Source organism: Halopseudomonas xiamenensis (assembly GCF_014219065.1).
In the GTDB taxonomy this organism is placed as follows: domain Bacteria; phylum Pseudomonadota; class Gammaproteobacteria; order Pseudomonadales; family Pseudomonadaceae; genus Halopseudomonas; species Halopseudomonas xiamenensis.
Genome location: NZ_JACLGO010000030.1, coordinates 13540 through 37402, shown reverse-complemented (window position 1 = coordinate 37402; position 23863 = coordinate 13540). Strand labels below are relative to the sequence as shown.

Sequence of the window (23863 nt, the reverse complement as noted above, 5' to 3'; positions counted from 1 at the left end):
TGTTGAAGATAAAAAAGACCTGGAACATTCTGTAACATATCGCTGTCGCACTAGAGCAGCGGATGTTCCCAGTTATCATCATCAGAGGTTTGAGTCGGTGCTGAAAGAACAACTGATCGAATTGAGTCATGGCCAGAAACGTTCCATCCAGATCGTGGCCGATGTCATATTGTTGTCGCTGGCCCTGTGGTTGGCTTTATATCTGCGACTGGGTGACGAGGGCTGGACCTGGCCGGAGAACGGGCAGGGGTTCCTGTTCCTGCTTGGGCCTTTGCTGGCCATTCCGCTGTATGTACGTACGGGCATGTACCGCGCGGTCATGCGGCATTTCGGTAACGTGGCGCTGTATTGCATCGCCAAGGCGGTCACGCTGGGCTTTCTGGCATTCGCTTTTGTTCTGCTGGTGGCCAAGGACCTGGGCTGGGATGTGTTGTTTCCGCGCTCGGTGTATTTTTCCTATTGGGCGCTGAGCCTGATCCTGATTGGCGGCCTGCGCCTGCTGGCGCGTGAGTATTTTATGGGCGACTGGCTGACCGCGGGCCTGCCGGTGCTGCACCATAACAAGGATAAGGACAGCGAGCATGGCGGCCAGCCGGTGGCTATCTACGGAGCGGGCGCCGCTGGTCTGCAATTGCTGGCGTCGTTGAAGGTCGGTCGTCTGTACAAGGCATTGGCCTTCGTTGACGATGATCCGCGGCTGGTCGGCCGGACCATTGGTGGGTTGAAGGTGTATTCCGGTGACCAGGTCGGCAGCATGATCGCTGATACCGGCGTGGCGGAGCTGTTCCTGGCATTGCCTTCGGCGCCGCGCTCGCGCCGCCAGGAAATCCTGACCAATCTGCAGGGCCATGGTGTGCACGTGCGTACCATCCCCGGCATCATGGATCTGGCCTGTGGCAAGGTGAAGGTCGACGATCTGCAGGAAGTGGATATCGCCGACCTGCTGGGCCGCGATCCGGTACCGCCGGACCCGTCGCTGTTCCAGCGTTGCATCAAGGGCCAGGCAGTGATGGTGACCGGTGCCGGTGGTTCGATCGGCAGTGAGCTGTGCCGCCAGATCGTCCAGTCCGAGCCGACTACCCTGGTGCTGTTCGAGCACAGCGAGTTCGCCCTGTACGAGATTCACAGTGAACTGGAAGGCTGGATTCGCACCCGCAAGCTGGATATCCAGCTGGTGCCGATCATGGGCTCCATTCGCAATTTCGGGCGCCTGCAGGATGTGATCGGCGCCTGGAAGATCAATACCATCTACCATGCCGCGGCCTACAAGCATGTGCCCATGGTGGAGCACAATATCGCCGAAGGCATCATGAACAATGTGTTCGGTACCCTGAATGCGGCGCAGGCGGCGATCAAGTGCCGGGTGGAGAACTTCGTGCTGATCTCCACTGACAAGGCGGTGCGCCCGACCAATGTGATGGGCTCGACCAAACGCCTGGCTGAGCTGGTACTGCAGGCGCTGAGCCGTGAGCAGGCGCCGCACTTGTGGGGAGAGACGCCATCGGTCAACCAGGTCAACCGGACCCGCTTCACCATGGTGCGTTTCGGGAATGTGCTGGGGTCTTCCGGTTCGGTGATTCCGCGTTTCCGTGAGCAAATTCGCCGTGGTGGCCCGATTACCGTGACCCACCCGGACATCACCCGTTACTTCATGACCATCCCCGAGGCAGCGCAGCTGGTGATCCAGGCCGGGGCCATGGGGCAGGGTGGTGACGTGTTCGTGCTGGACATGGGCGAGCCGGTGACCATCCTCGGGTTGGCGCGCAAGATGGTCATGCTGTCGGGCCTGACGGTCCGCGATGAGATCAACCCCAACGGTGATATCGCCATTACCTTCAGCGGCCTGCGTCCGGGCGAGAAGCTGTATGAGGAACTGCTGATCGGGGATAACCCTGAGGCCACTGCGCACAGCAAGATCCACCGGGCCAATGAAGTGTATACGACCTGGAGCGCCTTGCTGCCGATCCTGGATACCCTGCGTGAGGCGGTGCGCGAGGATGACTACAACCAGGTACGCGAAACCCTGCTGGCTACCGTACAGGGGTATGCGCCTACCAATGGTATCGTCGACCTGTTGTATGAGCAGCATGCCAGGCAGGAAGAGTCGCCTGGCGTCGGCAAGGATATTGCTGCTGGGTGATCAGGGTGGGTGTGGCGTACCGGTCTGCGTTGGGGCTACCCTCCTGGTAGTTTTTAGGTAGCCCTGTCGTCGAGTCCGATCGCGGCCCGAGCCGCTCGACAACCCGGAATGTGGCTCTCGGGGTGTAGCGCGCCTGCGCTACGCCTTGCGGCGGTTGGGCAGCACATAGCGTCAATTCCTGTCATTTGATATGCACCTCAAAAAAGAAATGAACATTCATTCATGTGGTGCTAATCTCCTTTTGTGCTCCTGACGGAGTTGGAACAACACAAAGGGATTAGAACAATGACAAGAAACGATCCACGACCATTGGCATTGCTTCCGCTGGCCATCGGCCTGACGTTCTCGCCGCTGGCGCAGGCGGCTTCTTTCTCCTGGGGGGAGCTTGAGGGGCAGTTTGATAGTGAGCTGTCCATCGGCGTCAGCTGGGCGACGTCGGCTCCGTCTTCGGATTTCATCGATCCGTACAACGGTGGCAGGGCCGCAGCCAAGACCACGGACGATGGGCGGCTCAATTTCGACAAGGGCGATATCTTCTCCCGGATATTCAAGGGCAGCCACGACCTGGAGCTGCGTTATCGTGACTCCGGCGCTTTCCTGCGCGGCAAGTACTGGTATGACTTCGAGGTCAAGGATGGCAGCCAGGAGTTCTACGATATCCGTGATGATGGTCGCGATCTCTTGCAGAAGGGCTCGGGCATCGCGCTGATGGATGCCTTCGTCTACCACAACTACACCATCGGCAATAACCCCGGGCATGTGCGCCTGGGGCGTCAGGTGGTCAGTTGGGGCGAGAGCATGTTCATCAGCAACTCGATCAATACCATCAATCCGATCGACGCATCGGCCTTCCGCCGCCCCGGGGCGGAGATCAAGGAGGGGCTGATCCCTGTCGAGATGCTGTACCTGTCCCAGGGCCTCACAGCGAACCTGACCGCAGAGCTGTTCTACCAGCTGAAGTGGGCGCCCAGCGTGGTCGATAACTGCGGCACTTTCTTTTCTGCCAGCGATACCCTGGCCAAGGGCTGTAATGATCGGCTCGGGTTGGCGGTGGACCGGCCACATGGTGCGGCGCCGGATATCATCTATCCGCCGAGCAACATGACCACTGACTACAACGCGCGCTACGGCAAGGACCGGGATGCGGGTGACAGCGGTCAGTATGGTGTTGCCCTGCGCTGGTTCGTGCCGCAGCTCAACGACACCGAGTTTGGTCTGTACGCGATGAACTATCACAGCCGGGTTCCCGCCTTTTCCGTGGTGCGGGGCTACGATGCGGTCGTACCCGGCGTGCCTGGAGTGGATGGTGTCAGCGGGCCGGCAGGTTACTTCCTGGAGTATCCGGAAGATATCCGGCTCTATGGGCTGAGCTTCCAGACCAGCGTGGCCGGCTCGACACTGGCGGGTGAGATCAGCTACCGGCCCAACTACAATCTGCAGATAAACACCTCCGATCTCAGCCTCACCGCCATTCCCGCCGATGTACTCGGTTATCTCTATCCGACGCCGGTTTTCAACGGTGATGCGGTTGCGCTGCAGCCGCTCGATGAGATTCATGGTTATCGGCGCAAGGAGTTGTGGCAGGCGCAGGTGTCGATGGTTCACCTGATCGACCGGGTCCTGGGCGCCAGTCGTCTGAGCCTGGCCGGGGAGGTTGGCTTCAACTATATCGGTGGCCTGGAGAGCGGGCCGGGTAGTACGCGCTATGGCCGTGATCCGCTATTCGGGCAGGGGCCGACAGCGGATGGCCAGTGCCACGGCCAGCGTCCGGAGAATGCCCGCTGGTGTGAAAATAAAGGTTATGTGACGCGTTCCTCGTGGGGATATCGGATACGGGCTGGATTGGAATACAGCAACGTGATTGCCGGGATCAACCTGAATCCGAGTATCGCCTGGTCCCATGATGTGGATGGCTATGGGCCGAACTTCATCGAGGATGCCAAGTCGGTGAGCATTGGGTTGAACGCCGACTATGCGAACAAGTACAACGCCAGCATCAGCTATACCAACTTCTTCGATGGCAAGTATAACGTACTGAAAGACCGGGACTTTGCGGCGCTGAGTTTTGGGGTGAGTTTCTAGGTTTTGCTGAAGCTGGAACGGCTTTCTCTATCTTCACACCGTCATCCCTTGCCTCTCTCGGTCATCCTTCGCCCCTCGCCGTCATCCTTCGCGAAGGCGAAGGATCCACCGGCCACTCCGATCTGACCGGCACCATGGATCCTCGGCCTGCGCCGAGGATGACGGCGAGGGGCGAAGGATGACGGGGAGGGGCGAAGGATGACGTGTAGAAACGGTACAACGGGGGAGAAGCGAAGGATGACGGTGGCAGGGCCCAGGGGGAGCCTGGGCCGCTTCTGTCACTTACACCAGTACCGTGCCCACCGGCCGGCCCAGCGTCTGCTCGCGGAAAGCGGTTGGGCTCATGCTGGTCCAGCGGCGGAAGGCGCGGGTGAAGCTGCTGGGGTCGAGAAAGCCCAGTTCGAAGGCGATACGCCCCAGGTTCAGGCGGTTTTCCTGGATCAACCTGATGGCCAGCTCCATGCGTACTTCATCCAGCAGTTTTTCATAGGTGGTGCAGGTTTCGCTGAGCTTGCGCCGCAGGTGTCGCGGGCTGACGTTGAAGGGCAGGGCGACCAGCTCCTCGGATATCTCCCGCTCGGACAGTAGCACGCGGATGCGCTGCTTGACCTGCTCGGCAAAGTCCACATTGGGCAGGTCCTCGAGCATATCTTCCAGGGACGCATCCAGGCGTTTCAGCAGGAAGGCATCGCTGGTCGGCAGGCGGGTATCCAGGGCCCGGCGGTTGAGGCGTACGGCTATGCGCTTACTGCCCAGGCGGACCCGTGTGCCGAGAATCTGCTCGCATTCCTCACGTCGCTTTTCGGCTTCTCCGCCAAGGCGGACTTCCATGATCAGCGGCAGGTTTTCCGTTTCCATTTCCTTCCATGAGTTGACGCAGCGGGAGACCAATGCCTCAATTTGCAGGGGATGGGCAGCCCCCTTGGCTTCGAAATACACTGTCACTGAATGCTCGTCTTCGACCGAATATAGCTGCACTTGGGTGCTGAAGACCTGGATGAAACGCACGATACGTTGGACAGCTGCGCCAGCTGTCTCACTGGAGCGGGCTGTGAGGGCTAGTAATTGCATCGTCGGACTGGTGAAACCCAGACCCATACGAAGGGCGAAACAGTCGTCCTTGCTCAGGCTGGCCGCTGCGTGCCAGAGGCGATTCATGTCAGTCTGGCTGACGTGGCGCAGACTCAGATCATCGGGACCCGCGTAGGAGGCCAGGTCGTCGGGCAGATCGCGAATCTGTTTCCCATAGGTACTTAATGCTTGAATGATGCCCCGGGCCCATAACGCTCGTTCCTTGAGTCGATGGCAGGGAAGTGGCGGAAGTACGTGGCTCATGCCGGCCTTTCCTCTTGTTGTTCTTATTTGTAACGATTCTTGTCGTTGAGACATAACATAGAGCAGCTGCAGCCATTATGCAAAAAAATACAACAGACTATTGCTGCGGAGAAATCGATCACATTCATCAAATGAATGTCCTGCGCGGCCAAGGCATTGGTCCGAATCGGCCAATTCGTTTCGGCGCTCCATGACAGACTTGATAGCGACCGCCTGGCTCCCCCAAGGCCAGATGGTATGGATCCAATCTAACGGAGCAGCACAATGACAAAAACAAAGCATGCTTGGGCGCTGGCTGCATTGCCTCTGGCAATCGGGCTTGCCAGCTTCGCAGGCTCGGCAAATGCGGTGAACTTCAACATCGGTGCAATTGAAGGTCAACTTGACTCGCAGCTGTCGATCGGTGCTAGCGTATCGACGGCCAATCGCGATAAGCGTTTTACCTTTCCGCAAGTAGTGAACGACGCGGGTGTGCCTATTACCGGTGGTACGGCTGCTGCCCGGACATCGGATGATGGCCGTTTGAACTACAAGAAGGGAGACGTCTTCTCCAAGATATTCAAGGGCTCCCATGATCTGGAGCTGCGTTACGGTCAGTCAGGTGCCTTTATCCGTGGCAACTACTGGTACGACTTCGAAACCAAGGATGGCAGCCAACGTTTCTACGACATCAGTGATTCAGGCCGCCACCCCTTGCAGAAGGGCTCCGGCATCCAACTGCTCGATGCCTTCGTCTACCACAACTATTCCATCGGCAATAACCCTGGCAACGTGCGTCTGGGTCGCCAGGTGGTCAGCTGGGGTGAAGGTATCTTTGTACAAAACGGTATCAACACGATCAACCCGATCGATGCCTCTGCATTCCGCCGCCCTGGTGCCGAGCTGAAAGAAGGTCTGATGCCGGTCGAGATGCTGTATTTGTCCCAGGGTCTGACCGAAAACGTGACTCTCGAAGCGTTCTATCAGTTGAAATGGCATGGAACCATCGCTGACAACTGCGGTACGTTCTTCTCTACTTCTGATGTGGTTGGCGAAGGGTGTAATGATCGCTTGGTTTGGGTCGGTCCAGATCTTCCGCACGGCCATCCTGGTCTGCCGAACGGCTTCCAGCATCCGGATCTGGGTACCTACGCTTCCTATATCGTGAGGACAAGCAAAAACAAGGACGCCAGTGATAGTGGGCAATTCGGTGTGGCGATGCGCTGGTTCGTGCCTCAGCTGAATAATACTGAATTTGGCTTCTATGCCATGAACTACCATAGTCGGGCCCCCATCTACTCCAATATCAAGGGTGGTCCTGGACCAGGTGCAGTAGCAGGTATTGATGGAACTCTGGGGCTTGCCGGTTACTTCTTCGAGCATCCGGAAGACATCCGTCTGTATGGTGTCAGCTTTGGCACTGATATTGGGGGGACCTCGGTTGCCGGTGAACTGAGTTATCGTCCGAATATGCCGATCCAGATCAACTCCGGGGACATGAGTCGTGCGGCCCTTTCTGATTTCGTGGCGCCGGGTGACAACACCCACCGCGGTGGTCCGTGGGCAGCGGGTGACTATATCCGAGGTTATGATCGCAAGGACTTCGTTCAGGGGTCTTTGAACGCGGTACATTTCATTGACCGTATCTGGGGAGCCAGTCGTCTATCCTTGATCGGCGAGGTTGCCTTCAACCATATCGGTGGCATCAGTGGTAATGGGCCCAAGTATGGTCGTGACTCTCTGTTCGGCCAAAGTCCTTGGCAGGCTGGGGATGGGCAAGCTACGGGAACCTGTGCTTCCGAGGCTAACTCATCGAGAGCACCAAGTTGGTGTGAAAACGACGGTTTCTTCACCGACTTTTCCTGGGGCTATCGTCTGCGCGCAGCCCTGGATTACAGCAACGTGTTTGCCGGAATCAACCTGAGCCCGAACATCGCCTGGTCGCATGACGTTGAAGGTTACAGCCCGAACTTCGTGGAAAATGCCAAGTCGATCAGCGTCGGCCTGAATGCCGATTACGCCAACAAGTACAACGCCAGCATCAGCTACACCAACTTCTTTGATGGCAAGTACAACACTCTGGTTGACCGCGACTTCGCCGCCGTCAGCTTTGGCGTAAGTTTCTAAGCAGGCTAGGAGAGAAAAATGCATATGCAGAAAATGATAATTGGCGCCTGCGGCCTGGCATTGAGCCTGGTTGCCACCGCTGTCTCGGCCCAGAGCCTCAACCAGTCTGAAATCGATCAGTTGGGCAACTCCCTGACCCCGATCGGGGCGGAAAAGGCAGGTAACGCGGCAGGTACCATCCCTGAGTGGACCGGTGGCCTGCCGACGGACGCGGGTAATGACTTGCCCAACAACTTCCTGCAAAACCCGTTCGAGGGCGAACAGGCTGAGTTCGTCATCACCGCGCAGAACTACCAGCAGTACAGGGACAACCTGACTCCTGGCCAGGTTGCGATGTTCGAGCGTTATCCGGAAACCTTCCGTATGCCGGTCTACAAGACCCAGCGTACAGTTGGCTTTCCCCAGCGTGTCTATGACCAGGTCAAGCAGACTGCCGGTCAGGCCAAGCTGGTGAATGGTGGTGACGGTATCGAGAACGTCACTCCCGGCGCTTCCTTCGTCTTCCCGGTACCTAAGTCCGGTGCGGAAGTGATCTGGAACCACATGACGCGCTACCGTCTGAACGTGCATCGCTGGTACATGCAGGCCATGCCGCAGACCAATGGTTCCTATACGCTGATCAAGCTGGAAGAGGAAGTGGGCTATCCGAACCTGATGCCCGATATCGATGCCACCACCATGCCCAACACGCTGCTGTTCTTCAAGCAGCGGGTGAACGCGCCGGCGCGTCTGGCCGGTAACGTGCTGCTGGTGCATGACAGCCTCGATCAGTTGAAAGAGCCGCGCATGGCGTGGGTATACAACGCTGGTCAGCGCCGGGTACGTCGTGCTCCACAGGTAGCCTACGATGGTCCGGGTACCGCATCGGATGGTATGCGCACATCGGATAACTTCTCGATGTACAACGGTGCACCCGACCGCTACAACTGGACGCTGGTTGGCAAGAAGGAAATCTACCTGCCATACAACTCCGGCAAGCTGACCCAACCAGGGCTGAAGTACGCGGATGTACTGAAAGCGGGCCACGTGAATCCCGAACATACGCGCTTCGAGCTGCATCGCGTATGGGAAGTACAGGGTGACGTGAAACAGGGCCAGCGTCATATCTACGCACAACGTAACTTCTTCGTCGATGAGGACTCCTGGCAGATCGGTCTGGCTGACCACTACGACGGCCGTGGCACCCTGTGGCGTGTTGGTGAAGGGCATATTTCCTTCAACTACAAGCACCAGATCCCCGGTTACGCTCTGGAGACCTTGTATGACCTGCTGGCAGGTCGTTACATCGCCCTGGGCATGTACACCGAAGAGGCTTCCGCGCCTCAGTTCGGTGGCACTCCGCCGACCTACAACCAGTTCACTCCGGCCGCTCTGAGGGCTGCAGGGGTACGCTGATTGCGGTAGTTGCTTTACGTTTGGGTTTGAGGGGCATCTTCGGATGCCCCTTTTTTATTTTTGTTGTCGGCTCTCACCCCATTCTTCCGGGTTTCACGTCATCCTCGGCGCAGGCCGAGGATCCACCGGCGACACTGGAGCTTGTCTGGACGATGGATCCTTCGCCTTCGCGAAGGATGACGAGGTGAGACAAAGGATGACGATGTCAGTAGGCATTCTTGTTGATGAAGCCCTTGAAGATCGTCAGGAAGACGATCTTCAGGTCGAGCCATAATGACCAGCGGCGGATGTAGTTGAGGTCGTACTCGATGCGCTTTTCCATCTTGTCGAGCGTTTCCGTCTCGCCGCGCCAGCCGTTGATCTGCGCCCAGCCGGTGATGCCCGGCTTGACCTTGTGCCGCAGCATGTAGCCGGTGATCAGCTTGCGGTATTCCTCGTTGTGAGCGATGGCATGTGGTCGTGGGCCGACAATGGACATCTCGCCGCGCAGCACATTGATGAACTGCGGCAGTTCATCGAGGGAGGTGCGGCGCAGGAAGGCGCCCAACGGGGTGATGCGGCTGTCATGGCGGGTGGCCTGGGTAACCGCGGCGCCGTTTTCCATGACGGTCATGCTGCGGAATTTCCACACTTCGATGGGTCGCCCATCCATGCCGTAGCGCTTCTGCCGGAACAGTGCCGGGCCGGGTGAACTCAGGCGTACCGCCAGGGCGATCAGCAACATGGGGACGGCGATGAGGCACAGGATGAGTAACGACAGCAGCACATCCTCGATCCGCTTGACCAGGCGATTGGCGCCATCCATAGGTGAGTCGAAGATGCTGATGCTGGGCAGGCCGTTGATGCTTTCGCTGCGTGCATGCAGCAGGTCGAAGATGAACACGTTGGGGATCAGGTAGACCGATGCGGTACTGTCGCTGAGTTGGTCCAGCAACGCCTTGATCTGGTCTTCCGAGCGCATGGGCAGGGTGATGTACACCTTGTCGATGTAACCGGCGCGCGCTCCTTCGATCACCGCCTGGATATTGCCCTTGACCTGCATGGGTTGCTGTATGTCGGGGAGCGCGACTGCGCCTCTGACCTGGTCGTCATAGAAACCGAGCAGGTCCAGCCCCATCCACGGGTTGCCGAGGATGTTGTTGGCCAGGCGCTGACCGAGCGGTCCGGCGCCGACGATGGCGACCGTGCGGCTGTTGTAGCCATTGGCCCGCAGGGTGCGCATGATCTGGCGCAGGACGATGCGATAGCCGCTGAGGATCACCAGGGTGGTGGCGAACCAGTAGAGCTTGTCCGCGTCGGTGAGCAGGCCGTTGTGGAACCACAGGTAATCGGCCGCCGCCATGAGGATGAATGCGGCGCCCCAGTTGGCGGCCACCCGGCGGTGTTCGCGGAAGGTATGTTCGCCACGCCATGATCCATACAGTTGGCTCATGTCGCTGAGCAGATAGAAGCCGAACATGGCGATCAGCAGGTTGATCCAGTGGTGGGCATCGTAGGGGGGGGCACGCCATAGAATGACCAGCACCAATGCCAGGCCGATGACCAGGATATCCAGCCAGCGCTGGATGACTGCCAGTATGGGTTCGTTGGAGCGGATGATGCCGTCTTGATTGTTCAGCATGGTGGTGACCTTCAAGGTATTCGGTGTTTGGGGGAGGAGAGGGTGATGGCATGGGGGGGCGAGTTGCCTGGATGATGTCGTCGAGCAGGCGCTCGACAACCCGAAGGGGGACATGGAAGGCCGGGTTCCATCCCGGCCTGCGGCTTTTCATGTTGCTCCGCTGGTCGAGCTGGAACTCGACCCTCCAGAGCCCAACAGCACTTCGCTTAGCCTTGCACTTCCAATTGGAGAAACAGCTTTCGCCAATAGCCGATCACCGTTGCCAGGGAAAAGTACTGCCGGGCCGAGCGGACGATCTCCTCCGCTGGCAGGTGGGGCTGTTGGGTGAGTGCGGACTCGATGGACTGAAGGTCATCGATGACCGTCAGCCCCTGCAGTGCCAGCTCCTGCTGTACCCAGCTGAAGAAGGGGGTTTTCACCCCTATCACCGGGGTGCCAAGGCTCAGCGCATAGAAGAAGCTGCCGCTGACGATCATGTCGTCATCGGCGTGGGACAGGATCAGCCCGCGCGCGGTGCCGACCAGTTCCCTGGCTTCTTCCTCGGATAGAAAGCGTGGGATGAACTCGATCTGCTTGCCTTCGGCGGCGGTTTTCAGCTGCTCGAAATAGTCCTGGTCATCGCAGGGGCCGGCGACGATCAGTGGCTGGTCAACCGGGAAGCTGTCGATCAACTGCTCGATGTTCTTGTACGGCATGACCCGCCCGAACACGATGAAGTGACAGTTCTTCCCGGTGTTACCGGCCATGGGCTGTTCGTAATACAACGGATGGGGGATGTAGTGCTTGTTCGGGAAATGGCCGCTGTGGGTGGCGGTGGCCGAGTACAGGCGCTCCGATAGATCAATGACCCGGGTCAGTGCCGCTGCACTCCGGCTGTTGGCGTGATGCGGGTAGATATTGTGGCGGACATAGACCAGGCGCCGCGCCAGGATACGAAAGGCGAAAATCTGTACGAAATAGGCGACGATGCCCAGGAGTGACGGTTTGCCGGTACTCGGGCTGGCGGTCTTGTGTTCCAGCCAGTTGACGATGATGACATCGAAGAAGCCGGGACGAAATTGCAGCATGCGCCACAGCGACTTGGTCGATGGGGACAAGGGATACACATGTCCGAGATGCGACAGGGCGTCCTGGGTGCGTTGGACGTAGGCGTTCTCCTCGGCGAAGCCGGGCACATAGCCGATTTTCAGGCGTTGCCCTGGTTTGCTGGGCAGTGGTTGCTCCCTGGGGGCGGGATGGGTGGTTGACCGGGAGCTGGAGACCGCTGGTTCCGGGCGGGAGTGCCGTGTGGCGCGAAGCATTCGGATCATGGCATCGAATCTGCGTTATGAGGTCAGGGGCGAATCAACTGGAGCTTGCGTTTGGCCAGGCCCAGCAGGCGGCGTGGCAGCGAAGGGGTATTGCATTTCTCATAGAGCTGTACCAGCGGCGTGATACGTGCGATGAACAGCTGCAGGGCATTCTGCCGGCGGGCTTCGGCGAACAGCTCATGGCTGGCTGCCGATAGCGCCCGGCGCCGGCGGATCAGTTCGCGGCGCCGGGCGTTGACCACGTTGTGATCGGCCAGGACGCGTTTGTTCGGGCTCCACAGGCCGGCGCTCTGGTCATCGGCCAGGCGCAGTGCCAGCCCTTCATGGCGATGCCGGAAATTGCCGGCCTGGGAGCTGGCGGCCTGGGCCGGGGATATGGCTTGCAGAAACAGCTCGCCGGTACTCGTGGCCTGGTCTATCAGGCTCTGTATCAGGCGGTTGCGGCACAGCAGGATATTGGTACCGCGCCAGTCCGCGCGGTATTCCGGCAACCAGGCATCGCCCAGCACCACGTCCGCGGTTTCGGCGAAGATATCGTCGCAATAGTTGCAGGCGTTGAGCTGGAACAGGGCATGGCCCCAGTTGCCGCCGAGCAGCTCGCTGGTCGGGCGGGTGATCCATTGGTCGTCACTGGCCGAATGGCCGCCGGGGTACCGGGCCCTGGCGGCGAAGCTGTAGCGACCGGCATCTCGGCCTGGCTGCTTGATGCGAAAATCCACCGCGGCCAGTTGCCCAGGTTCTATGCCGCATTGCCAGGCCAGCAGTTCGGCGAAGGCGGCGGACTTCAGATGGCCGCACACCAGCCCGACGAAGTACGCCAGTTGCCCGGCCAGGATAGGGTCTTGCATGCACAGCAGGCGGGCGCTCTTGATGAAACAGGGGACGCCAACCAGTGCATAGCGCCGGCCGTCGCCATGGATGCTCTGCAGCGCGGTATTGAAGCTGGTCGAGTAGTAGATGGATTTGCGTCGGGCGCGCAGTTCCTGCTGGGTGTAGGAAACGCGATAGGAAAACAACCCGTCGCCGCCCTGGCCGACATGGATCACCCCGTCGATATGCCCGCCGTCGAGCAGTTGCGCCAGCAGCCAACTGGTCAGGCCGCCGGAGCTGCTGCCCTGCAGGTACTCATCATCATTGACCCGGGCGGCGGCGATACTGAGGTATCTGCCGGTGCGTGGGTCATGCTTGGGGATATCGGCAAATACCTGGCGGACGATGGCATCTTCATTGGCCGATTCGTTGCTGAACGGGCAGACCCGGCTGGCGCTGGTGAGGCTATCGGGGCGGGCGCGGGACAGGTCGGCGCTGTAATAGCCCTGCTCGTTGCGGCTGACGTTGACTTCTCCCCGGGTGGCGAACTGGCAGGCTCCGCAACCCACACAGATATCCCGTTCGACTACCTGCTCAATCGTAGGCATAGGCCGTTGCCTCCCGTTCAGTGGCAGCCCTGGCGGTGGCGATGAAGTTCCGACGTGCCATGGCGCGTACTTCCGGCAGTTTGCTGAGCAGGTGCTGGTGAAGATCCTCCGGCTGCGACAGTACCTGCCGGATGATGGCGATGACGCTCTGGCCGAAGCCGGGCTGCGGGTCGACACACAGGCATTCCGCACCGAACAGGCGCATCAGCCCCTCGACCTTGCCCTGGGTGGCGAGGGTAATTGCCGGTACAGCGTGATACAGCGACATGATGGCCAGGTGCATGCGGCCGGTGACGACCAGGGTGGCGCCAGCGGTCAGGCCGCGGATGGTGGCCGGGCAGGGCAGGTGGTCGATCAGCAGGAGCGCCGGATCATCGACTGCCTGATGGATCTGCCGGCATAGCCGCAGGTCATCGCCGCCGGGCCGGGAGACGTGGGGCAGCAGGACCACGTGCAGGCCATGGTGTTGCAGCTCCCGGATCACCGGCCGGTACTCCTCGATCTGCTGGCCACTGCCGATCAGGCCGCTGGCGTTGACCAGGGCGTAGCGGCTGCCGGCGGGCAGTGAGGCCAGTAGCCGGGATGCTGCGTCAAGGTCCACTGTGCGTGCGGCGAATACCATATCCGCTACTTCGCTGACATTGGCCAGGCCATCAGCGCGGGCCCGTTCGGCTGATAGCGGGTCGCGCAGGCAGAGCTGCGCTCCGGCTGCGCTGGCGCGTTTCAGGGCGCGCAGGGCATGCGGGTGGGCGTGGCCGTTCCAGCTGAAGCCGAGAATCCGCACTGGTACGCCGGTCTGTGCTGCCAGCCAGGCGAGGTTGGCCCGGTTGCTGGAGGCGTGCCAGTTGTAGGCGCCGTCCATGATGTCGGCGCCAGTGATGGCCACGGATTCGGCCCGGTGCAGCAGGCGGAGGAAGTGCTGCATGCTGGCCAGGTGGTTGGGCAGATGGCCATAGATCAGCCCTGGCAGGGCGACCAGTTGGGTGCGCTGGTGGTACTCGGCAGGGATGCTGATATCGCTGGGGGTGCGGCAGATGATGATGATCTGTCCCGGGGTGTTTTCCAGGAAGCACTCGACCATGGCCTGGTCACCGATATTGCCGCCGCCGGGTGGGGCAATCAGCAGACTATAGGTAGGAGCCCCGCCTCGGGGCGATTGGTGCGTTCGGTCATCGCGGCGGGGCGCCGCTCCCACGGGGTCGGGGGTGGGGTTGGCGTTGAGGGTAGGAGCCCCGCCTCGGGGCGATTTACGCTGGATGCTGAACAGCAGTCGGTCACAGAGAAACAACAGGGGCGGGTAGCCCAGGATGGCTTTCAAATGCTTTTTCATGGTGCTTCCGAGAATGACGAAATGGGATGGTGGCGGTTACGCCGCGGGTCGCTTGGCCCGCAGCAGTGCCCTGGAGTCGAGTATCTGCAACATGCTGTTGCGGAAGGGCCGCCAGATCAGGCAGATGAACAGCAGGCTCGCGGCCATCAGGGGCAGGCTGATCAGCAGCTGTGTCACCGGCGCGTCGCTCCAGGTGTGGGCGCCATACCAGGTCAGGCCGCCACTGATGGCATACCCACTGATGATGATCAGGCCGTTGCGCAACATGCCCCGTACCGGCGCGCCGGAATGCCTCAGGAACAGCAGGGCCCACAGCCATGACACCGCCATGCCGCCGGCGACGGTCAGGGCCACGCCGGGCATGCCCCACAAGGCGCCGAGCAGGATGCAGGCCATCAGGACCGGCCTGGAGAGCAGGGTGAAACGCAGATGCAGCCCCGTCAGTCCCTTGGACAGGAACACCCAGTAGCTGGCATAGCTGGCCGCCTGGAAGATGCCCGCTACCGCGAGAATGCGAAAGATCGGTACCGCCGGGGTCCATTGCGGGCCCAGCACCAGCAGGATCAGGGGTTCGGCCATTGCTGCGGCAAAGCTCAGCAGCCCGACGATCACATGCAGCATGACCGTCTGGCCGTGCAGCAGGAATTGCCGATACCGCTGCGGCTCGTGCTGCAGCCGCGACAGTACCGGTAGTGCGATGGTAGTGGCCGGTGCGTTGATCTGGTTCAGCGGCAGCATGGATAGCTGGTAGGACTTGCTGTACAGGCCGAGGGATTCGGCGCCGAAGCGGTAGCCGATGATCAGGCTGTCCAGGTTGCGGGTGGCATAGCCGATCAGTTGCGTGCCCATGAGATTGCCGCCATAGCCCAGCAGGGCGCGCATGGGTACGCCGCTGCGCGGCAGGCCCGGCAGCCAGCGCGCGCTGGCCAGCAACACGCACAGCGTGGTGCCGGACAACGCCAGCTGCTGCCCGACCAGCGCCCAGTAGCCGAAGCCGCTCAAGGCCATGTGCAGGCCAGCACCCAGCCCGCCGGCCATGCCGATGATATCGGCCAGCGCCAGGCTGCCGAAGCGCATGCTGCGGTTGAGCTGGGCACGGTACTGGGTGGCGATGCCGTTCAGGATGAAGGTGATTGCCAGCACCTGGCTGATGGCAACCAGCCTGGGTTCGGCATAGAAGCTGGCGATCGCCGGGGCGATGGCGAACACCAGCGTGGCCAGGCCCAGGCCGATGGCCGAGTTGATCCAGAACAGGTTGCTGCGTTGTTGCCGGCAGAGGCTGGTGGCCTGCACGGCAGCCGATGACAGGCCGAAGTCGCGCAGCACCTCACCAAGGCCGGTGAGTACCACGACCATGGCCAGCAGGCCGTAGTCATCCGGGGAGAGCAGGCGCGCGAGGATCACGATGCCGCAGAACTGCAGCATGATCTTCACGCCCTGGCCGCCCATGGTCAGTACCGCGCCTCGGGCAGCGATGCTGCCGAGGCCTTTGGGTTGGGAAACAGCACTCATGTGGTTGCGGGTCCCGTGCACTATGCCTTGGTGGCGACCGGGTTTTTTTCCACGCGCCCGTACCTGTCTTCGAAACGCACTATGTCGTCCTCGCCCAGATACGAGCCCGATTGCACCTCGATCAGCTGCAGGTCGATGACGCCGGGGTTTTCCAGGGTGTGCACCTGGCCGATGGGGATGTAGGACGACTGGTTTTCCGTCACCAGATAGGTCTTGTCACCATTGGTGACCCTGGCGGTGCCGCAGACCACGATCCAGTGTTCGGCGCGGTGGTGGTGCATCTGCAGGGACAGTTTGGCGCCGGGCTTCACCGTGATGTGCTTGACCTGGTAGCGATGGCCATGGTCGATGGAGTCGTATACGCCCCAGGGCCGATAGACTTCGCGGTGGCTGATATGCTCCTGGCGACCGGTGGCCTTGAGCTTCTCCACCAGTGCCTTGACCTCCTGCACCCGGTCGCGGTGGGCGACGAGTACGGCATCCTTGGTTTCGACGACGATCAGGTCATCCACGCCCAGGGTGGCGACCAGGCGGTGGTCGGCGCGGACCAGGGTGTTGCGCGACTCATGCGCCAGCACGTCACCCTGCATGGCGTTGCCAGCGGCATCCTTGTCGCTGATATCCCACAGCGCCGACCAGGAACCGATATCGCTCCAGCCGGCGTCCAGGCTGACTACCACCGCATCGGCGGTGTTCTCCATGACGGCATAATCGATGGACTCGTCCGGGCAGGCGGCGAACGCTTCGGCGTCCACGCGGGTGAACAGCATGTCGTAGGCCTTGCCCAGCGCGGCTTCGCGGCAGGCGGTGAGAATGTCCGGACGGTGGTCGGCCAGCTCCTCCAGGTAGCGTGAGGCGCGGAACAGGAACATGCCGCTGTTCCAGAAATACTCGCCCGATTCCACATAGGCATGGGCGGTGGCGGCGTCGGGTTTCTCCACGAAGCGGCTGACGGTGAACGCGCGATCATTCAGCCGCTCGCCCTGCTGGATGTAGCCATAGCCTGTCTCGGCGCTGCCCGGCACTATGCCGAAGGTGACCAGCTTGCCGGCCTCGGCCAGCGGAATCGCTGCCTGTATGCTGTCCTGAAAGGCGGTAATGTCGGCTATCCGGTGGTCCGCCGCGAGCACCAGCAACAGCGGGTCCTGCCCCGCGGTCGCCAGCTTGATCGCGGCTAGGGCGATGGCGGGGGCGGTATTGCGTCCGCAGGGTTCGAGAAGGATACGGGTGTCGTCCATGCCCAACTGCTCCAGCTGGGTGGCAGCCAGGAAGCGGTGTTGTTCATTGCAGATCAGCAGCAGCTGCGCACACGGCAGCCCCTTGAGACGGCAGATGGTGGCCTGCAGCATGCTCAACTGCTGGTCCGCCAGCGGCAGGAACTGCTTGGGGTTGAGCTGGCGGGACAATGGCCAGAGCCGGGAACCGGAACCGCCGGCCATGATTACGGGTTGCAACATGGTCATACTCCTGTCGGGGTAAAAGAGGGATGCGGGTTGAACTCCTGGATGGCCGCCGCCACCGTCCGGGAAAATCGCTCGCGAAACAGCTCGACGGAAAAATGCTCCGCCTGCTCGCGACAACTTTCGGGACTGATGGCGTGGCCGGTGGTTTCGAAGCGCTCCACGGCCTGGATGAGCGATTCGACATTCTGCTGGGGAAAGAACAGTCCTGTTCTACCGTCGATGACGGTTTCCAGGGCGCCGCCCTTGCCGTAGGCGATCACCGGCGTGCCGCAGGCCATGGCCTCGACCGGGGTGATGCCGAAATCCTCCTCGGCGGCGAACACGAACGCCCTGGCGTCCTGCATGTAGCGTTTCATCTGCGCGAAGGGCAGGAAGCCGGTAACCGTGATATTGGGCGCGCCAGCTGCCTTGGCGCGTACCTTGTGGATGTCCGGGCCGTCGCCGATGATCACCAGCTGGCGCCCGGGCATGTGCCGGAAAGCCTCGGCGATCATGTCCATGCGCTTGTAGGGCACCATGCGCGAGGCGGCGACGTAGAACTCCTGCTTGTTGGATTGCAGGCTGAAGTCCTGGATGTTCACCGGTGGATAGACCACCTCGGCCGGACGCCGGTAGCACTTCTGCACGCGCCGGGCGATGAACTCGGAATTGGCGATGAACACATTGACGCCGAGTGATGAGCGCGCATCGAAGTTGCGGATGTAATGCAGCGACCAGCGGGCGATCCAGTTCTTCAGCCCGCGACTGAGCCCGGATTCCAGCAGGTATTGATGCTGCAGGTCCCAGGCGTAGCGCACCGGCGAGTGGATGTAGCAGATATGCAGCTGGTCCGGCCCGGTCAGCACGCCCTTGGCCACCGCGTGGGAGCTGGAGATGACCAGGTCGTAACTGCTCAGGTCGAACTGCTCGATGGCCAGGGGCATCAGCGGCAGGTAATGACGGTAACGCTTCCTGGCCATGGGCATGCGCTGGATGAACGAGGTGGTGGCCTGCTTGCCATTGAGAAAGGCACGCTGGTCTTCTTCCAGGAAGTCGACCAGGGAGAACAGGTCGGCATCCGGGTACAACTGCAGAATCTGCTCGACGACGCGCTCGGCGCCCGAGTAGACGGTGAGCCAGTCAACAACGATGGCGACTTTCATTGCGGGTTCCTTTGATGTTCATGCGATGAGGGGAGACAGCTTTTCCAGTGCCTGGCTGACCAGATCTGCGGTTCTGTCCCAGGTGAAATTGCGTGCCTGGATCAGGCCCTTGGCGCTCAGGGTGCGGCTCAGTTCTTCGCTGCCGGCGACGGCGAGCATGGCGGTGGCGATGTTCTCGGTATCGGTCGGGTCGACATACAGGGCGGCGCCGGCGCCGACTTCCGGCATGGATGAGGTTCGTGAAGTGATGACCGGCGTGCCGCAGGCCATGCTCTCGGCGACCGGTAGCCCGAAGCCTTCGTACAGGGACGGAAACACCGTGGCGATGGCGCCGCGGTACCAGGAGGCCAGTTCGTTTTCGCTGAGCTGCCCGGTGAACAGCACCCGCCGCTCCAGGCCATCGCGGTGGATCAACCGCTGCAACTCCATTGTGGCGGTGCCGGTGAAGACCAACTTGCTGTCGCGATACAGGCCGCTGTGCCTGAAGGCGCGGATCAGCCGCGGTTCATTCTTGTGCCCCTTGCGGTTGCTGCAGCAGAAGAAGTAGGCAAAGCCGGGCTGCCTGGGTAGCACGCCGGTGTGGAATGCATCACTGACGCCGTTGCTCACCACGCTGACCTGCTCCGGTCGGCAATCCGCCCAGTCGATGATGCGCTGGCGGGAGAATTCCGACACGGTCAGTACCTGCGCGGCCCGGTGCACGGCGGGGCGGATGATCAACTGGTAGTAGAGCTTCTTCAGGGCCGAACTGTTGTGCTCGACATCCAGGTGGTTGAGGTCGTGGATGGTGAACACGAAGGGTAGGCGGCTGGCCGATGGTGGAATGTAGCCAGGGCTGTACAGCGCCTTGGCACCACTGCTGGCCAGCCAGCGACCGAGCCTGATGGATGAGGCGAATGAACTCGGGTGAGCCGGGTCGGTGAACAGGCAGGTGAAGTTGAGGCGATCCTGCAGTTCGGTGGCGAAGCGGCCGATGCCATGCTGGCCGATCCACCTGGAGTCAAAGGCTATGTGCGAATGCTGCATGGCGGCTCCGTGCAAAGTGGGGTGATTTCAGGCTCACGCAGAGCTGGTCGAAGTAGAAGAACAGCGCCAGTACCGGCAGCAGCCAGAACGGGTAGAAGACGATCTGGTTGAAGTGCCCGGCCCAGAGCAGGGTCAATGCGGTGTAGACGATGAGCATCCGGAACAGCTGGTAGGGCAGTGGTGAGGCCAGGTGGCGAAGCTTGCTGCCGATGATCCAGGCCCAGGTGCCGGCGGCGATGAAGCTGACCAGGGTGCCGACGAAGCCATAGCTGATGATCACCAGTTGCAGGCTGGAGTCGACCTTGGTGCCGGTCTTGAGCAGCTGCCTGATGGAAAAGTTGTAGCCATGACCGAGCAGGGGGTGTTCGGCAATCAGGTCCATGCCGGTCTGGAATGCCCTGAGTCGTGACAGCGCGGAGTTGTCGGCGCGGGTGGAGGTGAAGCGCTCGATGACCCGCTCGATCTGGCTGTCGAAACTGTAGATCAGCGCCAGGACCAGGAAGGGTGACAACAGCAGGAAATAGACATGCAGGGGCTGCACGGTAATGCGCTTCATCTGGTACTGGGTGACGGTGCTCAGCAGGCGGATGCCGAACAGGCAGGTGAAGGCGAGCAGCGCCAGGGAGATGCCCGAACGGGAGAAACTGAACAGCAGGGCGACCACCATCATCAGTAACAGGGCGAAGTAGGGCGTGTGGCGAATGACCAGAGTCGCCATCAGGATCGGCAGCACTATGATGGTGCCGAAGAAGTTCGGGTCCAGGTAGGTGGAGACCAGGCGGAACTGATGCGGGTCGCCGGTGAAGTTGATGCCCATCTGCTCGAGTTTCAGCCAGAGCACGGTGGAGTCGGGATACAGGGCCAGCACGACGAAGCTGAACAGGGTGGCGATGCCGTAGGTGATGGCGAAGGCCTTGGCCAGGCGGGAGATATCGTCGCGAAACACCCAGTGCATGGCCACGCCGGCGGCAAATGCCGAGAGGATCATGGCGCTGAGGCGGATGTTGTAGAAGATGGCATCGCTGGCGGCGCCGTAATGGTAGATGCCGACGCCGAGCGAGAAGGTGTTGAGGCACAGCAGGAACAACACCGCCCTGGAGGTGATGACCCGCTTGAAGTTCTTGACCAGTATCGGTGCGGCGCACAGGTACAGCACCAGTTCGCTGGCATTGATATTGCCGAACGAGCCGGCAATCGGTACGAAGCGCGGCAGGTTACCGAGTACCACGAACAGGAGTACCAGCAACAGGAATGCGGTATTGAGGCGGAAATACTGGGATTTCATGGTGGCTCTGGTGTGGTGGTGATGTGATGTCGATGGTTGAGATGAAATGCGATCTTTGGGGTTGCTGTCGTCGAGCGGGCGCTCGACAACCCGGGTGAGCGTATGTCCTGGGGGGATAGCGCCCCGGTCAGCGTTTGGGTGCTACGCCAGCGGTGTTGTCGGCGAGCGCGTGTTTGGCAGCTCACTCTGTTGTTCGAAGGCGCGCAGGTACTGCTGGGTGATGCTTTGCCGGGAGAACTGTCTGGCCCAGATGGTGCATTGCGTGGTGAGGGTCCGCCAGTCCTGGGCGGCCAGCTTGCGTACGGCCTCGGCGAAGGCGTCGGCGTCATCGGGCGGGCAGGCGTAGCCGGTGTGGCCCGGGTTGATGATTTCCGGGATGCCGCCGCAATCCGAGCCGACTACCGGCACGCCATGGGAAGCCGCTTCCAGCACCACTCGTCCAAGCGGCTCGGCCCATTGCGATGGCACCAGCAGGATGTCGATGGCGGGGAAGAACTGTGCCGGCGGCACATGGCCCAACCAGGTCAGCGGCAGATCGGCATTGGCTGCCTGCAACTGCGCCATGTACGCGGCCTGGCCAGTGCCGGCGATGTGCAGGCGATAGCCCGGCCCGAGCCGGCGACATACCTGCAGGGCCAGTTCGATGCCCTTGGCTGGCTCCAGCCTGCCCATATAGCCCAGCGTCACGGTCTGCCCGGAGCTGCGGCTGCGTGGGGGCAGTTCCGGCTGGGTTATCGAGTTGTAGATCACCTCGGCGGATGCATGACGGAAATAGCCCAGCTTTCGATGCAGGCAGCCCACATGCTCGCTGATCGCCACATACTGCCGTACCTGTTGCGAGCGCCACTTCTTGACCAGCGAAAACAGCCGGCAGGCCAGCGCCGTCGGGGGCTGATTGCGCTCGCCGTCATACAGCGTGCAGTTGGGATGGATCAGATAGTAGTCCCGCGAGGTATGCAGCACGGCGATACCCAGTGCCCGCGCCGCATCCCACACCGCTACGGAAAACCCGGCGAGATTGTTGGTGTGCAGCACCTCGGGGCGGATCTGTTCGAGCAGCCGGCGCACGTCCGCCCGCGCCAGCGGGTTGTAGATATCCAGCACATGCCACGCCAGGCGCAGCAGCGGATTACCGTGCGTTGCCGGGAATGGCCAGTAGATGTTTCTCAGCGGCAGACGGTGCACGGTCACGCCATTGAGCTGCTCGACCCGGTACTGCCGCGCATCGTGCAGGGTGATGACGCTGACCTGGTGCCCGGCATCGGCCAGTGACTCGGCCAGCAGTTGCACGGACACCTCGGCGCCGCCGATGCGGTAGGGGTGATACAGGGTGTTGAGCAGGACGATGTTCATTTCATCGTCCTATGGCGTAGTAGTGGAAGCCCTTGTTCTGCATGCGTGCGGGCTCGTACAGATTGCGGCCATCGAAGATCACCGGGCTGCTCAGGTAGTTGGCGATCAGCTCGAAATCCGGCGCCTTGAAGGCCTGCCAATCGGTGACTACTACCAGCGCGTCCGCGCCCCTGAGCGCTGCCTCCTTGGTGCCGCACAACTGCAGGTCATCGCGATGCAGGTACAGGCGCTGGGTCTCTTCCATGGCTTCGGGGTCGTACGCCTGCACGCGCGCACCGGCTTGCCAGAGTGCCTCCATCAGCGTGCGGCTGGGCGCCTCGCGCATGTCGTTGGTATTGGGTTTGAACGCCAGCCCCCAGATGGCGAAGGTCTTGCCGCTGAGGTTGCCGTTGAAGTGCCGGGAAATCTTGCGGAACAACAGGGTCTTCTGCTCCCTGTTGCGCGACTCGACTGCCTTGAGAACGCGCGCGTCGAAGTCGATGCTGTCGGCGGTACGAATCAGTGCCTGGATATCCTTGGGGAAACAGGAGCCGCCGTAACCGGCGCCGGCATAGATGAAGTGATAGCCGATGCGCGGGTCCGAGCCGATGCCCTGGCGGACCATCTCGATATCGGCGCCGAGCTGCTCGGCGAGGTTGGCCATTTCGTTCATGAAGCTGATCTTGGTGGCGAGCATGCAGTTGGCGGCATACTTGGTCAGTTCTGCGCTCTGCACATCCATGACGATGATTTTCTCGTGGTTGCGGTTGAAGGGCGCATACAGTTCGCGCATCACTTCTTCGGCCGCGCTGCTGTCGGTACCGATGATGATGCGGTCGGGGCGCATGCAGTCGGCCACCGCGGAGCCTTCCTTGAGAAACTCGGGGTTGGAGACCACGTCGAAGCTCAGTGCTGGATTGCCCCGGTCGGCGAGTATCTGGCTGACGGCCTGCTGCACACGGGTTGCGGTGCCTACCGGTACGGTGGATTTGTTGATGATGATGCGGTGCCCATCCATGTGTTCGGCGATGGTGCTGGCGACGGCAAGGACGTATTGCAGATCGGCGGAACCGTCTTCATCGGGCGGGGTGCCCACGGCGATGAACTGGACGCTGCCGTGCAGTACGCCCAGGGCGGCATCGGTGGTGAACTGCAGCCGGCCAGCGGCGTGGTTGTCGCGTACCAGGTTCTCCAGGCCAGGCTCATGGATCGGAATACGTCCCTGTTTCAATTGCTCGATCTTGTCCGGATCGACGTCAACGCATATGACCTGGTGGCCGACTTCCGCCAGCACGGCGCCTTGCACCAGGCCGACATAGCCGGTGCCGAATACGGTTACTTTCATGTTGGTTCCCTGTCATCAATA

The 23863-nt window shown here is 61.1% G+C and carries 16 protein-coding genes; 4 read left to right on the top strand and 12 right to left on the bottom strand.

The genetic code is table 11. The features are described from left to right. Window positions 1–97 precede the first annotated feature (97 nt). The gene (locus H6X51_RS16770) at window positions 98–2140 is read left to right on the top strand and encodes a polysaccharide biosynthesis protein (protein WP_328795721.1); all 2043 of its coding nucleotides are present in this window, start codon (window positions 98–100) and stop codon (window positions 2138–2140) included. A 285-nt stretch (window positions 2141–2425) separates the two neighbouring features. Continuing rightward, window positions 2426–4222: a DUF1302 domain-containing protein gene (locus H6X51_RS16765; protein WP_185268618.1), complete on the top strand. Its 1797-nt coding sequence runs from the start codon at window positions 2426–2428 to the stop codon at window positions 4220–4222. Between the two features lie 282 nt (window positions 4223–4504). On the opposite strand, the gene H6X51_RS16760 is transcribed toward H6X51_RS16765, so the two are convergent. Further along, window positions 4505–5557 (bottom strand): helix-turn-helix transcriptional regulator, encoded by a 1053-nt coding sequence (locus H6X51_RS16760; protein ID WP_185268617.1) that lies wholly within the window; start codon window positions 5555–5557, stop codon window positions 4505–4507. Window positions 5558–5821: 264 nt separating this feature from the next. Between H6X51_RS16760 and H6X51_RS16755 the strand changes: the two genes are divergently transcribed. Continuing rightward, on the top strand, window positions 5822–7663 hold the full coding sequence (locus tag H6X51_RS16755; protein ID WP_185268616.1) for a DUF1302 domain-containing protein: 1842 nt from the start codon (window positions 5822–5824) through the stop codon (window positions 7661–7663). A 24-nt stretch (window positions 7664–7687) separates the two neighbouring features. Then, complete coding sequence (locus H6X51_RS16750; protein ID WP_185268637.1) at window positions 7688–9058, top strand: DUF1329 domain-containing protein; 1371 nt, start codon at window positions 7688–7690, stop codon at window positions 9056–9058. A 205-nt stretch (window positions 9059–9263) separates the two neighbouring features. On the opposite strand, the gene H6X51_RS16745 is transcribed toward H6X51_RS16750, so the two are convergent. The 11 genes from H6X51_RS16745 to H6X51_RS16695 all read right to left on the bottom strand — a co-directional run bounded on the left by H6X51_RS16745 (window position 9264) and on the right by H6X51_RS16695 (window position 23842). After that, window positions 9264–10679: an undecaprenyl-phosphate glucose phosphotransferase gene (locus H6X51_RS16745; RefSeq protein WP_185268615.1), complete on the bottom strand. Its 1416-nt coding sequence runs from the start codon at window positions 10677–10679 to the stop codon at window positions 9264–9266. 206 nt (window positions 10680–10885) lie between these two features. Continuing rightward, complete coding sequence (locus tag H6X51_RS16740) at window positions 10886–11989, bottom strand: glycosyltransferase family protein (RefSeq protein ID WP_185268614.1); 1104 nt, start codon at window positions 11987–11989, stop codon at window positions 10886–10888. 23 nt (window positions 11990–12012) lie between these two features. Then, the gene (locus H6X51_RS16735) at window positions 12013–13407 is read right to left on the bottom strand and encodes a Coenzyme F420 hydrogenase/dehydrogenase, beta subunit C-terminal domain (RefSeq protein WP_185268613.1); all 1395 of its coding nucleotides are present in this window, start codon (window positions 13405–13407) and stop codon (window positions 12013–12015) included. Further along, window positions 13394–14737 carry a polysaccharide pyruvyl transferase family protein gene (locus H6X51_RS16730; protein ID WP_185268612.1) on the bottom strand — a complete coding sequence of 448 codons (1344 nt, stop codon included), beginning with the start codon at window positions 14735–14737 and terminating at the stop codon, window positions 13394–13396. Before H6X51_RS16730 ends, H6X51_RS16735 begins: the two co-directional genes overlap by 14 nt. Before the next feature lie 36 nt (window positions 14738–14773). Then, window positions 14774–16249, bottom strand: a complete 1476-nt coding sequence (locus tag H6X51_RS16725) for a lipopolysaccharide biosynthesis protein (RefSeq protein WP_185268611.1) — start codon at window positions 16247–16249, stop codon at window positions 14774–14776. Between the two features lie 20 nt (window positions 16250–16269). Continuing rightward, the gene (locus H6X51_RS16720) at window positions 16270–17706 is read right to left on the bottom strand and encodes a mannose-1-phosphate guanylyltransferase/mannose-6-phosphate isomerase (RefSeq protein ID WP_328795714.1); all 1437 of its coding nucleotides are present in this window, start codon (window positions 17704–17706) and stop codon (window positions 16270–16272) included. A 2-nt stretch (window positions 17707–17708) separates the two neighbouring features. Further along, window positions 17709–18854, bottom strand: coding sequence for a glycosyltransferase family 4 protein (locus H6X51_RS16715; protein ID WP_185268609.1), 1146 nt, complete (start codon window positions 18852–18854; stop codon window positions 17709–17711). 18 nt (window positions 18855–18872) lie between these two features. Further along, the gene (locus H6X51_RS16710; protein WP_185268608.1) at window positions 18873–19880 is read right to left on the bottom strand and encodes a glycosyltransferase family 4 protein; all 1008 of its coding nucleotides are present in this window, start codon (window positions 19878–19880) and stop codon (window positions 18873–18875) included. Next, entirely contained in the window at window positions 19855–21165 is a 1311-nt protein-coding gene (locus H6X51_RS16705) for an O-antigen ligase family protein (RefSeq protein ID WP_185268607.1), read from the bottom strand. The genes H6X51_RS16710 and H6X51_RS16705 overlap by 26 nt, the downstream gene beginning before the upstream one ends. A gap of 141 nt (window positions 21166–21306) precedes the next feature. Continuing rightward, window positions 21307–22518, bottom strand: a complete 1212-nt coding sequence (locus H6X51_RS16700) for a glycosyltransferase family 4 protein (RefSeq protein ID WP_185268606.1) — start codon at window positions 22516–22518, stop codon at window positions 21307–21309. A gap of 1 nt (window position 22519) precedes the next feature. Continuing rightward, window positions 22520–23842, bottom strand: coding sequence for a UDP-glucose dehydrogenase family protein (locus H6X51_RS16695; RefSeq protein ID WP_185268605.1), 1323 nt, complete (start codon window positions 23840–23842; stop codon window positions 22520–22522). Window positions 23843–23863 lie beyond the last annotated feature (21 nt).